General features: G+C 49.7%; 14 protein-coding genes. 8 read left to right on the top strand and 6 right to left on the bottom strand.

Annotated features, from left to right (window positions below; all coding sequences use genetic code 11):
• Positions 1-43: 43 nt before the first annotated feature.
• Positions 44-148 (bottom strand): KPN_01571 family protein, encoded by a 105-nt coding sequence (locus A1WG_RS25430; RefSeq protein ID WP_212632918.1) that lies wholly within the window; start codon positions 146-148, stop codon positions 44-46.
• 269 nt (positions 149-417) lie between these two features.
• Here A1WG_RS25430 and asr point away from each other — a divergent pair, with 269 nt between their 5' ends.
• The 3 genes from asr to A1WG_RS02285 all read left to right on the top strand — a co-directional run bounded on the left by asr (position 418) and on the right by A1WG_RS02285 (position 1,820).
• Positions 418-723 (top strand): acid resistance repetitive basic protein Asr, encoded by a 306-nt coding sequence (gene asr, locus A1WG_RS02280; RefSeq protein WP_000756318.1) that lies wholly within the window; start codon positions 418-420, stop codon positions 721-723.
• A gap of 92 nt (positions 724-815) precedes the next feature.
• Positions 816-899 carry a small membrane protein YdgU gene (locus A1WG_RS0122460; protein WP_000233090.1) on the top strand — a complete coding sequence of 28 codons (84 nt, stop codon included), beginning with the start codon at positions 816-818 and terminating at the stop codon, positions 897-899.
• A 99-nt stretch (positions 900-998) separates the two neighbouring features.
• Positions 999-1,820 (top strand): trypsin-like serine peptidase, encoded by an 822-nt coding sequence (locus A1WG_RS02285; RefSeq protein ID WP_001260827.1) that lies wholly within the window; start codon positions 999-1,001, stop codon positions 1,818-1,820.
• A gap of 38 nt (positions 1,821-1,858) precedes the next feature.
• On the opposite strand, the gene mdtI is transcribed toward A1WG_RS02285, so the two are convergent.
• Both mdtI and mdtJ read right to left on the bottom strand, forming a co-directional pair.
• Complete coding sequence (mdtI, locus tag A1WG_RS02290) at positions 1,859-2,188, bottom strand: multidrug/spermidine efflux SMR transporter subunit MdtI (RefSeq protein WP_001516352.1); 330 nt, start codon at positions 2,186-2,188, stop codon at positions 1,859-1,861.
• Entirely contained in the window at positions 2,175-2,540 is a 366-nt protein-coding gene (gene mdtJ, locus A1WG_RS02295) for a multidrug/spermidine efflux SMR transporter subunit MdtJ (protein WP_000276139.1), read from the bottom strand. The genes mdtI and mdtJ overlap by 14 nt, the downstream gene beginning before the upstream one ends.
• Before the next feature lie 401 nt (positions 2,541-2,941).
• On the opposite strand from mdtJ, the gene tqsA reads away from it, so the two are divergent.
• Positions 2,942-3,976: an AI-2 transporter TqsA gene (gene tqsA / locus A1WG_RS02300; protein ID WP_001516351.1), complete on the top strand. Its 1,035-nt coding sequence runs from the start codon at positions 2,942-2,944 to the stop codon at positions 3,974-3,976.
• A 24-nt stretch (positions 3,977-4,000) separates the two neighbouring features.
• Here the strand turns inward: tqsA and pntB are convergent, their stop codons facing one another.
• Complete coding sequence (pntB, locus tag A1WG_RS02305) at positions 4,001-5,389, bottom strand: Re/Si-specific NAD(P)(+) transhydrogenase subunit beta (protein WP_000014047.1); 1,389 nt, start codon at positions 5,387-5,389, stop codon at positions 4,001-4,003.
• Between the two features lie 10 nt (positions 5,390-5,399).
• Positions 5,400-6,932, bottom strand: a complete 1,533-nt coding sequence (gene pntA, locus A1WG_RS02310; protein ID WP_001516350.1) for a Re/Si-specific NAD(P)(+) transhydrogenase subunit alpha — start codon at positions 6,930-6,932, stop codon at positions 5,400-5,402.
• Between the two features lie 522 nt (positions 6,933-7,454).
• Here pntA and ydgH point away from each other — a divergent pair.
• The 3 genes from ydgH to folM all read left to right on the top strand — a co-directional run bounded on the left by ydgH (position 7,455) and on the right by folM (position 10,725).
• On the top strand, positions 7,455-8,399 hold the full coding sequence (ydgH, locus tag A1WG_RS02315) for a DUF1471 family protein YdgH (RefSeq protein ID WP_001516349.1): 945 nt from the start codon (positions 7,455-7,457) through the stop codon (positions 8,397-8,399).
• A gap of 184 nt (positions 8,400-8,583) precedes the next feature.
• Positions 8,584-9,966, top strand: a complete 1,383-nt coding sequence (locus tag A1WG_RS02320) for an amino acid permease (protein WP_000412361.1) — start codon at positions 8,584-8,586, stop codon at positions 9,964-9,966.
• A 36-nt stretch (positions 9,967-10,002) separates the two neighbouring features.
• Positions 10,003-10,725, top strand: a complete 723-nt coding sequence (gene folM, locus A1WG_RS02325; protein ID WP_000528572.1) for a dihydromonapterin reductase — start codon at positions 10,003-10,005, stop codon at positions 10,723-10,725.
• Here the strand turns inward: folM and A1WG_RS02330 are convergent.
• Positions 10,722-11,057, bottom strand: coding sequence for a GlpM family protein (locus A1WG_RS02330; protein ID WP_000524883.1), 336 nt, complete (start codon positions 11,055-11,057; stop codon positions 10,722-10,724). The genes folM and A1WG_RS02330 overlap by 4 nt on opposite strands.
• Before the next feature lie 128 nt (positions 11,058-11,185).
• Between A1WG_RS02330 and rstA the strand changes: the two genes are divergently transcribed.
• Entirely contained in the window at positions 11,186-11,905 is a 720-nt protein-coding gene (gene rstA / locus A1WG_RS02335; RefSeq protein ID WP_001092496.1) for a two-component system response regulator RstA, read from the top strand.
• The last annotated feature ends 3 nt before the right edge of the window (positions 11,906-11,908 follow it).

Genomic DNA, 11,908 nt, shown 5'->3' with positions numbered 1-11,908 from the left:
TAAGCCCGGACTGAGTTAAAACCTGTCCGGGCTTATTGTCTGCTCAACTCAACGTTAATAACCATCCCAAAATAGACGAAGTGCCGGCCATTTCTCGCAGTGCATCTAACGCCATCAGGATAATAAGCACCCAAATAAACGGATTCATTTTGCTGTGTGTCATTTATTGTTAATACACGGTGATTCTACCAATTTATAGGTAATGAAAAAGTTAAGTCAATCAATACTACCGATATTGGTGGGAAAATCTCCTTAAGTCACAATGCGTTATTATTTCTCACGTCATCGCTACTCGCTTTGTACATATCGTTACATGCCGAAACCAACCACTCACGGAAGCCTGCTATTTCCAGAGATATAGTCATTACATCGGCCCCGCAGTGGGGTTGCATAAAAAACCAAATTGAGGGTATGACAATGAAAAAAGTATTAGCTCTGGTTGTTGCCGCTGCTATGGGTCTCTCTTCTGCTGCCTTTGCCGCAGAGACTGCGACCACGCCTGCTCCGACTGCTGCTACCAAAGCAGCACCTGCAAAAACCATTCATCATAAAAAACAGCATAAAGCAGCGCCCGCCCAGAAAGCGCAAGCGGCTAAAAAACATCATAAAAAAGCAAAAACTGAACAGAAAGCACCTGAGCAAAAAGCACAGGCCGCCAAAAAGCACAGCAAAAAACACAGCCAGCAACAACCGACAAAACCTGCAGCACAGCCAGCCGCATAAGTTTTCGACAGCAATAGTGGCGCGCCCCCTCGCGCCTGAAAATTACGGTGCTAAGCGGGTAACGTTTAGCACCGCCTTTAGCGGAGGGTACTATGGTGGGCCGTTATCGCTTTGAGTTCATTCTTATCATCCTTATTTTATGTGCGCTGATTGCCGCCCGTTTTTATCTTTCCTGAGCGTAGTTATCTGATTTTACTCCCACTTTCATCCCGTCCCGTCTATAGTATTTACGAGGGTTTGCTTTTAATAATCATAATTACTCGCCAGAGTGTGATATGCGTACAACCATTGCTGTAGTACTGGGTGCAATTAGTCTGACATCTGCATTTGTGTTTGCGGATAAACCGGACGATCCTAAATCGGCTCATGATGAGGTCAGCACCCTATTTTTTGGTCATGATGATCGTGTACCGGTAAATAACACGACCCAATCGCCGTGGGATGCGGTTGGGCAACTGGAAACGGCCAGCGGCAATTTATGTACGGCGACGCTGATTGCCCCTAATCTCGCATTAACTGCGGGCCACTGTTTATTAACGCCACCAAAAGGTAAACCAGACAAAGCAATTGCGCTGCGTTTTGTTTCGAATAAAGGGCTATGGCGCTATGAGATCCACGATATTGAAGGTCGTGTTGATCCGACGCTAGGGAAACGGTTAAAGGCTGATGGTGATGGCTGGATTGTCCCGCCCGCAGCCGCGCCGTGGGATTTCGGTTTGATTGTGCTGCGCAATCCCCCTTCTGGCATTACGCCGTTGCCATTATTTGAGGGAGATAAAGCCGCGCTTACCGCCGCATTAAAAGCGGCTGGTCGTAAAGTGACTCAGGCGGGGTATCCCGAAGATCATCTTGATACCTTATACAGCCATCAAAATTGCGAAGTGACTGGCTGGGCGCAAACCTCGGTGATGTCGCATCAGTGCGATACCCTGCCGGGTGACAGCGGTTCGCCACTGATGCTGCATACTGATGACGGCTGGCAGTTAATTGGTGTGCAAAGTTCAGCTCCTGCAGCAAAAGATCGCTGGCGCGCCGATAACCGGGCCATTTCTGTCACCGGTTTTCGCGACAAGTTAGAAGAACTGACCCGGCAATAATGTTCAAACGCTGCCCGCATTGTCGGGCAGCGTGGTCATCAGGCGAGTTTCACCATGATCATTCCGGCCAATAGCAAGATCAGGCCAACCCAGCCTTTGCGATTTAAACGTTGACCAAACAAGATCCACCCCGCAGCTAAAGTGGCGGTAATACCAAACCCACCCCACAATGCATAGGCTACAGACAAGTCGATCCCTTTAACGGCCTGCGAAAGCGCGCTAAAGGCAGCAAGCACCGCCGCCAGCGAGAGCAAGCCATAAACTTTGCGGCGAAAGCCGTCAGAAAATTTCAAAAAGACGTTAGCTATGATTTCCAGCACAGTTGCCAGTGCCAACCAGGCGGCATGAACCCATTCAAACTGCGCCACGGTTCACCTCCAGCGAGGGTTTACGTACTTTGCGTGTACCAGATTTAATCAACACAATCCCGACAACCAGGGTTGTTAACCCGGCAATTTTTAGCAGCGATAAGCTTTCATCGAATAACAGAACGCTAAATAGCGTAATAAATAAAATACCGATGCCTTCCCACAGAGCATAAGCCACACCAAGCGCTATTTTTTTCACGGCGAATGAAAGAAAAATATATGACAGTGAAATCATCACCAGCATTAAAATAAATCCACCGTTACCGTTACTGACGCTCGCCCATTTCATTGACAGCGTTCCGGTAATTTCTGTGGCAATAGCCAGACCTAATAAAGCCCAATAAATATACATCGTCCTTCCCCTGCAAGAGAATTATTTTAATGTTCGCTGAATTCAGCGAAACCAAAGAAAAGTATTCAGTCCAGCGCAGAGCGCCAGCTTTGACAGAAGAAAGGACTAAAGCGCGTTGCGCCAGTGTTGCTCGCCTGCGAGCAAGATGCTGGATGAGGTACGAAGATGGGTAAATGTAGAAAATAACGTCCTGAACAAATTGTCCATAATATTACAATTATCCGCAGTGTTGCTTCTCGTCATCGCGGATGATAATTGTCCTCGGTAGTTGTACACGCCTGATTTGTATCATAGCTTAAGAATTAACTCAAAACATTTTCATATCTTTACCTGAGTAGTTTGATTTTCGTTATAATGCCACAGAAAAAATATTATTAGCGAAGAAAAAAACGGGGATAAACATGGCAAAGCCGATCATCACGCTCAATGGCCTAAAAATCGTCATTATGTTGGGAATGCTGGTCATTATTCTCTGCGGTATCCGGTTTGCCGCCGATATCATCGTCCCCTTTATCCTCGCCCTATTTATCGCAGTCATTCTTAACCCGCTGGTACAACGCATGGTTCGCTGGCGAGTACCGCGCGTACTGGCGGTGTCGATTTTAATGACCATCATCGTAATGGCGATGGTGCTTATGCTGGCCTATCTCGGCTCAACACTCAATGAACTGACCCGCACTTTGCCACAGTATCGCAGCTCAATCATAAAGCCTCTGCAAGCTCTGGAGCCTTTATTACAGCGCGTGGGTATTGATGTCTCAGTTGACCAACTGGCGCATTACATTGACCCGAACGCGGCGATGACGTTACTGACCAACTTACTGACGCAGTTATCTAACGCCATGTCATCAATATTTTTATTGCTGTTGACGGTGCTGTTTATGCTGCTCGAAGTTCCGCAACTGCCCGGCAAACTCCAGCAAATGATGGCACGTCCGGTCGAAGGAATGGCGGCGATTCAGCGCGCGATTGACAGTGTGTCGCATTACCTGGTGCTGAAAACGGCCATCAGCATCATCACCGGACTGGTCGCCTGGGCGATGCTCGCAGCACTGGACGTTCGCTTTGCTTTTGTCTGGGGATTGCTGGCCTTTGCGCTTAATTACATTCCTAATATTGGTTCGGTCCTTGCGGCTATTCCCCCTATCGCCCAGGTACTGGTGTTTAATGGTTTCTACGAAGCGTTGTTGGTGCTGGCGGGATATCTGCTGATTAATCTGGTCTTCGGTAATATTCTGGAACCACGCATTATGGGACGCGGATTGGGGCTTTCCACACTGGTGGTCTTTTTGTCGTTAATTTTTTGGGGATGGTTGTTAGGACCGGTGGGGATGCTGCTTTCGGTGCCGTTGACGATTATTGTCAAAATTGCGCTTGAACAAACAGCGGGAGGTCAAAGCATCGCCGTGCTGTTAAGCGATCTCAAGAAAGAGTAACGGCCTCCGCAGAGGCCGTTGAGGTTACAGTGCTTTCAGAATCGCATCCACGCTGGCTTTGGCGTCACCAAACAGCATGTGGGTGTTTTCCTTGAAAAACAGCGGGTTTTGCACACCAGCATAGCCGGTGTTCATCGAACGTTTAAAGACAATCACGTTCTGCGCTTTCCACACTTCCAGCACAGGCATACCGGCAATTGGGCTTTTCGGATCGTCCTGCGCCGCCGGGTTAACCGTATCGTTCGCACCAATTACCAGCACGGTATCGGTATCAGCAAAGTCATCGTTGATCTCGTCCATTTCCAGCACGATGTCATACGGCACTTTCGCTTCTGCCAGCAATACGTTCATATGCCCAGGCAAACGCCCCGCAACCGGGTGAATACCGAAACGCACGTTGATACCGCGGGCACGCAGTTTCTCGGTGATTTCTGCCACCGGATATTGCGCCTGCGCGACTGCCATGCCGTAACCTGGGGTGATGATCACTGAATGCGAATTTTTCAGCAGTTCCGCCGTCTCTTCCGCCGTAATTTCGCGATGTTCACCCACTTCCTGATCGTCGCCGGTAGAGGAACCATCGGTGCCGAAACCACCCGCAATGACGCTGATAAAGGAACGGTTCATCGCCTTACACATGATGTAAGAAAGGATTGCCCCCGAAGAACCGACCAGCGCACCGGTCACAATCAGCAAGTCGTTGCTGAGCATAAAGCCCGCGGCCGCTGCCGCCCAACCAGAGTAAGAGTTCAGCATCGACACCACCACTGGCATATCTGCGCCACCGATGGAAGCCACTAAATGCCAGCCGAAGACCAGTGCAATGGCGGTCATTATCAGCAATGCCAGAACTTGCAGGCCAACGCTTTCGGTGCGGACAAACACAATCAGCAGCAGGAAGGAAACGACCAGAGCAGCCAGATTCATTTTGTGACGGTTTGGCAGCATCAGCGGTTTAGACGAAATTTTGCCGCACAACTTACCGAATGCCACGACCGAGCCGGTGAAGGTCACCGCACCAATGAAGATACCGAGGAATACTTCCGTCAGGTGAATGTTGGCCAGAATCGGAGCCATATCCGCATCGTGATGCAGATAGCTATTAAAACCAACCAGCACCGCCGCCAGCCCCACAAAACTATGCAGGATCGCCACCAGTTCCGGCATTTCAGTCATTTCGACCTTCTTCGCCAGGCGGATACCAATTGCGCCACCGATGACCATCGCCAGCAAGATCCAACCAACATTGCCAGTATCCGGCCCCAAAATAGTAGCGATTAACGCAATCGCCATCCCGGCGATACCGAAGTTGTTACCCTGGCGAGAGGTTTCATGTTTCGAAAGCCCGGCCAGGCTGAAGATAAACAGGATCGCGGCAACAATGTATGCAGCTGTAACTAATCCTCCAGACATATGTTACCCCTTAGTTTTTGCGGAACATTTTCAGCATACGCTGAGTCACGGTGAAGCCACCGAAAATATTAATGCTGGCTATAAGCACCGCGATAAAACTAAGGAAGCTAACCCAGCCGCCCTGGCCAATCTGCAACAGTGCTCCGACAACAATAATCCCTGAAATCGCGTTGGTGACCGACATCAGCGGCGTATGTAGCGCGTGCGATACATTCCACACCACGTAATAGCCCACAACGCACGCCAGCGCGAACACGGTGAAATGCCCGAGGAACTCTTTTGGTGCAACATTTGCCAGCCAACCGAAGAGGATGATTGCCAACGCCATCAGGGCGTATTTACGCCACGGTGAACAGGTGCATTTTTCCTCAGCTTTGACTTCCGGTGCGGCTTTCTGTGTCGCCTGTGGCTGGGCTGAAACCTGAATCGGCGGTGCCGGCCAGGTAATTTCGCCAGCACGAATCACGGTCACGCCGCGAATCACTACATCATCAAAATCAACAGTAATGTTGCCGTCTTTCTCCTTGCACAACAGCTTCAGCAGATTGACAAGGTTGGTGCCGTAAAGCTGTGAGGATTGTGTTGGCAGACGCCCCGGAAGATCGGTATAACCAATCACTTTGACGCCATTTTCCGTAGTGAAGATTTCACCCGGCACGGTGTATTCACAGTTACCGCCGTTTTGTGCGGCCAGATCGACAATCACACTGCCCGACTTCATGGAGTCAACCATTTCGCGGGTAATCAGTTTCGGTGCCGGTTTACCTGGAATAAGCGCGGTGGTCACAATGATATCGACCTCTTTTGCCTGCGCAGCAAAGAGTTCCATTTCTGCCTTGATGAACGCTTCCGACATCACTTTGGCATAGCCATCGCCGCTGCCTGCTTCCTCTTTGAAATCCAGTTCGAGGAATTCCGCGCCCATACTTTGAACTTGTTCTTTCACTTCCGGGCGGGTATCAAACGCACGCACAATCGCACCGAGACTGTTTGCCGCACCAATGGCCGCGAGACCCGCAACACCCGCACCAATCACCATCACTTTTGCCGGAGGCACTTTACCTGCCGCGGTGATTTGCCCGGTAAAGAAACGCCCAAACTCATGCGCCGCCTCAACAATGGCGCGATAGCCGGCGATGTTCGCCATCGAACTTAACGCGTCCAGTGATTGCGCGCGTGAGATACGCGGTACGGAGTCCATCGCCATCACGGTGACGTTACGTTCCGCAAGCTTTTGCATTAGCTCCGGATTCAGCGCAGGCCAGATAAAACTCACCAGCGTTGTTCCTGGATTCAGTAACGCAATTTCATCATCTAACGGCGCATTGACCTTCAGAATGATATCTGACTGCCAGACGTTATTCCCTTCTACTATTTCAGCGCCCGCTTGCACAAACGCTTTATCGTCAAAACTTGCCAGTTGACCCGCGCCGCTCTCTACCGCGACGGTAAAACCCAGTTTCAGCAACTGCTCCACTGTTTTGGGCGTTGCTGCAACACGGGTTTCATTGGTTAACCGTTCTCTTGGTATTCCAATTCGCATGATATTCCCTTCCATCGGTTTTATTGATGATGGTTTGCCTGTGTCAGGAACCACACAAGCCGCTCATATACGAGCTAAATGTTACTCCGTTAAAATAAATTAGTAACAAACGCCCTATAACGTACTGAAAATAATGCTTACGATCTAGCGCCAAAAATCACTATTTCGGCGTTAACTCGAAAAATATTAACGATTCAGCCTTGATAGTGAGATAAACACCATAGAACAACGGATAAAGGGCGATAATTGTCTCCGATAGCCAGGTAAAACATGAGATCACCCCAGTGCAAACTGTCACTTAACATTAAATTAACTTATACAATTCAGCCGTTTCAGCCGTTGTATGTTGCTACGGTTACTTTTTAATCACAGATGATTATTCGATCAGGTTTAAAATCAAATCAGGAAGTCTGATATGAAAAATCACGCAGACAGTTACACCGTTTAAATGCAATAATCAGCCACGTTTCTCGTTAATAACAATACCAGTACCTGGTTTGCGCAAGGCGAAGGATTATTTTTATGAAGCTTAAGAACACCCTCCTGGCGTCGGCACTGCTTTCTGCTACGGCATTCTCCGTTAACGCAGCAACAGAACTGACACCGGAGCAAGCGGCAGCGGTTAAACCTTTTGATCGTGTAGTGGTTACCGGACGTTTCAATGCCATTGGCGAGGCGGTGAAAGCCGTTTCCCGTCGTGCTGATAAAGAAGGTGCAGCCTCCTTTTATGTTGTCGACACGTCAGATTTCGGTAACAGCGGTAACTGGCGAGTGGTTGCCGATCTCTATAAGTCTGATGCTGAAAAAGCAGAAACCGAAAAAAATCGCGTGATTAACGGTGTGGTTGAACTGCCAAAAGACCAGGCCGTTCTGATTGAGCCGTTTGACACTGTCACCGTCCAGGGCTTCTACCGTAGCCAACCGGAAGTGAATGACGCCATCACCAAAGCGGCGAAAGCAAAAGGCGCATACTCTTTCTACATCGTTCGCCAAATCGATGCCAACCAGGGCGGTAACCAACGCATTACAGCGTTCATCTATAAAAAAGATGCTAAGAAACGTGTAGTCCAAAGCCCGGATGTGATCCCGGCAGACTCCGAAGCCGGACGTGCAGCCCTGGCTGCCGGTGGCGAAGCCGCGAAGAAAGTTGAAATCCCGGGTGTTGCCACTACCGCATCACCAAGTTCCGAAGTTGGTCGTTTCTTCGAAACTCAGTCCTCAAAAGGCGGACGTTACACTGTCACGCTTCCTGACGGCACTAAAGTCGAAGAACTGAACAAGGCAACCGCAGCGATGATGGTGCCGTTCGACAGCATTAAGTTCTCAGGTAACTACGGTAACATGACCGAAGTCTCCTACCAGGTTGCTAAACGTGCCGCGAAGAAAGGTGCGAAGTATTACCACATCACCCGCCAGTGGCAGGAACGTGGTAATAATCTGACCATCAGCGCAGACCTGTATAAATAACTATTCAGTATCCCAATGAGGCGGCTTTATGCCGCCTTTAGCATTTTTAGTCACAAATTTCCCCGTGACCATTGCATGCAGACACATCTCTTCGTAAAATCCCGCGCTTCAGTGGCAAACACCATTTTTATGCGTCCTGCCCTAATATTTATTCTTTTGAACACCTTTTAAACACTGGATATCGATGGAAAAGAAACTGGGACTGAGCGCACTCACCGCGCTGGTATTAAGCTCAATGCTGGGCGCAGGTGTTTTCAGTCTGCCACAAAATATGGCCGCGGTTGCCAGCCCGGCAGCACTGCTCATCGGTTGGGGCATTACTGGCGCTGGCATTTTATTACTCGCCTTTGCCATGCTGATCCTGACACGCATTCGTCCCGATCTTGACGGCGGCATCTTTACCTATGCTCGTGAAGGTTTTGGCGAACTCATTGGTTTCTGCTCCGCATGGGGATATTGGCTGTGCGCGGTTATCGCTAACGTCTCCTATCTGGTGATCGTCTTTTCTGCATTGAGTTTCTTCACCGATACGCCGGAACTGCGCCTGTTTGGCGATGGCAACACCTGGCAATCGATCGTCGGTGCATCCGCACTTTTGTGGATTGTTCACTTTTTGATCCTGCGCGGTGTACAGACCGCTGCCAGCATTAACCTGGTGGCAACGCTGGCAAAATTGTTGCCATTGGGACTGTTTATTGTACTGGCGCTGATGATGTTCAAACTGGACACCTTCAGACTCGACTTCTCTGGCCTTGCACTTGGTGTACCGGTGTGGGAACAGGTGAAAAACACCATGCTGATCACCCTGTGGGTATTCATTGGTGTGGAAGGTGCGGTGGTGGTTTCTGCGCGTGCGCGTAATAAACATGATGTCGGCAAAGCGACACTCCTGGCGGTACTTTCCGCGCTGGGCGTTTATTTACTGGTCACTCTGCTTTCGCTGGGCGTGGTTGCGCGTCCTGAACTGGCGGAAATTCGTAACCCGTCTATGGCGGGCCTGATGGTGAAAATGATGGGGCCGTGGGGCGAGATTATCATCGCTGCCGGATTGATCGTTTCCGTTTGTGGCGCATATTTAAGTTGGACCATTATGGCGGCAGAAGTCCCCTTCCTGGCAGCGACCCATAAAGCATTCCCGCGCATTTTTGCCCGCCAGAACGCACAGGCTGCGCCATCCGCCTCGCTGTGGCTGACCAACATCTGCGTGCAAATTTGTCTGGTGCTAATCTGGCTGACCGGTTCCGATTACAACACGTTGCTAACCATTGCCTCAGAAATGATTCTGGTGCCCTATTTCCTTGTTGGCGCGTTCTTGCTGAAAATCGCAACCCGCCCGCTGCATAAAGCGGTAGGTGTCGGTGCCTGCATTTATGGCTTATGGTTATTGTACGCCTCTGGTCCAATGCACCTGTTGTTGTCCGTCGTTCTGTATGCGCCGGGGTTGCTGGTATTCCTGTACGCGCGTAAAACGCATACACATGATAATGTTCTGAATCGTCAGGAAATGGTACTGATTGGCATGCTGTTAATTGCCGCAGTTCCGGCGACCTGGATGCTGGTGGGATAACGTTCGTCCCATCGTTGGATAGCAAAGGAGATAACGATGGGTAATACCCAGCCCTTGCCAATATTAATCACTGGCGGAGGCCGTCGCATCGGCCTCGCCCTCGCCTGGCATTTCATTAATCAAAAGCAACCGGTGATTGTCAGCTATCGGACGCACTATCCTGCCATTGATAGCCTGATTCAGGCGGGAGCACAGTGTATTCAGGCTGATTTTTCGACGAATGATGGCGTGATGGCGTTTGCCGATAAAGTATTAAAAAGCACCCACGGCCTGCGTGCCATTTTGCACAATGCCAGCGCGTGGATGGCAGAAAAACCAGGTACGCCACTGGCTGACGTGCTGGCCTGCATGATGCAAATCCACGTTAATACCCCATACCTTCTTAACCACGCTCTGGAAAGATTACTGCGTGGTCACGGGCACGCCGCCAGCGATATTATTCACTTCACCGATTATGTGGTGGAACGAGGCAGCGACAACCATATCGCCTATGCAGCAAGCAAAGCAGCCCTGGATAATATGACCCGCTCATTTGCCCGCAAGCTGGCACCGGAAGTGAAAGTGAATTCTATTGCACCGTCGCTGATCCTGTTTAATGAACATGATGATGCTGAATATCGCCAACAGGCGCTGAATAAATCGCTGATGAAAACCGCGCCTGGCGAGAAAGAGGTGATCGATCTGGTCGATTACTTGCTCACCAGTTGCTTTGTTACCGGGCGCAGTTTCCCGCTTGATGGAGGTCGACATCTGCGTTAATGCAGTTTCATCCAGCAAATAATCAGCACCCATGCGCTTAGTCCCCAGCACACCACAGAACCTACAAAAGCCGCGGGCAAGCGCATGATTCCAGTGAAATACCACAGCGACGCCAGATAAATAAAATAAGGAATGATCGACCACATACTGAAAATGATGGTTGCGCGTAAGGCTTCAATGCCGCGTTCGCTGGCAACAATATAATGCGCGATGAGCGCAAAGGTTGGGAAAAGCGGGATCAGCCCGGCTATGTAGTAATTTTTCGTTTTTGCTAATACACCAATCAACACCACCACCAGCGCACCAAGCGCGGCTTTGATTACCAGCCCCATCTTTTTACCTTAACACTTCCATAACAAGTCCTTAGTAGAATACCTGATGCAAACTTGTTTAGAAACGATTGATAGTAAGTAAAAACGGTGCAGTGTATTGTGACGTTTTTATATCTACCGTGAATAATATGAACACTATCGTATTTGTGGAAGATGACGCAGAAGTTGGTTCACTGATTGCCGCATACCTGGCGAAACATGATATGCAGGTAACCATAGAACCTCGCGGCGACCATGCAGAAGAAACGATCCTGCGGGAAAATCCGGATCTGGTGCTACTCGATATCATGCTACCAGGCAAAGACGGCATGACTATCTGTCGCGATTTAGGTTCTAAGTGGTCCGGACCAATCGTTCTGCTGACCTCCCTCGACAGTGATATGAACCACATTCTGGCGCTGGAAATGGGTGCCTGCGACTATATTCTCAAAACGACTCCTCCTGCAGTTCTGCTGGCTCGGCTACGTTTACATTTGCGTCAGAATGAGCAAGCGACGCTGACCAAAGGCATTCAGGAAACGCCTCTGACGCCCTACAAAGCATTGCATTTCGGCACGTTGACCATCGACCCTATTAACCGCGTAGTCACCCTTGCTAACACTGAGATTTCACTCTCTACCGCCGATTTCGAACTGCTCTGGGAATTAGCCACTCATGCGGGGCAAATTATGGATCGCGATGCGTTGTTGCGAAATTTACGCGGCGTCAGTTATGACGGTCTGGATCGTAGCGTGGACGTGGCTATTTCGCGGTTAAGAAAAAAACTGCTCGATAACGCTGCTGAACCGTATCGTATTAAAACTGTGCGTAACAAAGGCTATCTTTTTGCGCCCCATGCATGGGAATGAGCG

Source organism: Escherichia sp. KTE96 (assembly GCF_000408525.1).
In the GTDB taxonomy this organism is placed as follows: domain Bacteria; phylum Pseudomonadota; class Gammaproteobacteria; order Enterobacterales; family Enterobacteriaceae; genus Escherichia; species Escherichia marmotae.
The sequence above is the reverse complement of the archived record's forward strand: the minus strand, read 5'-3'. Positions and strand labels throughout refer to the sequence as shown.

Coding starts and splice junctions, on each gene's coding strand:
- A1WG_RS25430 (WP_212632918.1), bottom strand. CDS start 148: ATGAATCCGTTTATTTGGGTGCTTATTATCCTGATGGCGTTAGATGCA.
- asr (WP_000756318.1), top strand. CDS start 418: ATGAAAAAAGTATTAGCTCTGGTTGTTGCCGCTGCTATGGGTCTCTCT.
- A1WG_RS0122460 (WP_000233090.1), top strand. CDS start 816: ATGGTGGGCCGTTATCGCTTTGAGTTCATTCTTATCATCCTTATTTTA.
- A1WG_RS02285 (WP_001260827.1), top strand. CDS start 999: ATGCGTACAACCATTGCTGTAGTACTGGGTGCAATTAGTCTGACATCT.
- mdtJ (WP_000276139.1), bottom strand. CDS start 2,540: ATGTATATTTATTGGGCTTTATTAGGTCTGGCTATTGCCACAGAAATT.
- tqsA (WP_001516351.1), top strand. CDS start 2,942: ATGGCAAAGCCGATCATCACGCTCAATGGCCTAAAAATCGTCATTATG.
- pntB (WP_000014047.1), bottom strand. CDS start 5,389: ATGTCTGGAGGATTAGTTACAGCTGCATACATTGTTGCCGCGATCCTG.
- pntA (WP_001516350.1), bottom strand. CDS start 6,932: ATGCGAATTGGAATACCAAGAGAACGGTTAACCAATGAAACCCGTGTT.
- ydgH (WP_001516349.1), top strand. CDS start 7,455: ATGAAGCTTAAGAACACCCTCCTGGCGTCGGCACTGCTTTCTGCTACG.
- A1WG_RS02320 (WP_000412361.1), top strand. CDS start 8,584: ATGGAAAAGAAACTGGGACTGAGCGCACTCACCGCGCTGGTATTAAGC.
- folM (WP_000528572.1), top strand. CDS start 10,003: ATGGGTAATACCCAGCCCTTGCCAATATTAATCACTGGCGGAGGCCGT.
- A1WG_RS02330 (WP_000524883.1), bottom strand. CDS start 11,057: ATGGGGCTGGTAATCAAAGCCGCGCTTGGTGCGCTGGTGGTGGTGTTG.
- rstA (WP_001092496.1), top strand. CDS start 11,186: ATGAACACTATCGTATTTGTGGAAGATGACGCAGAAGTTGGTTCACTG.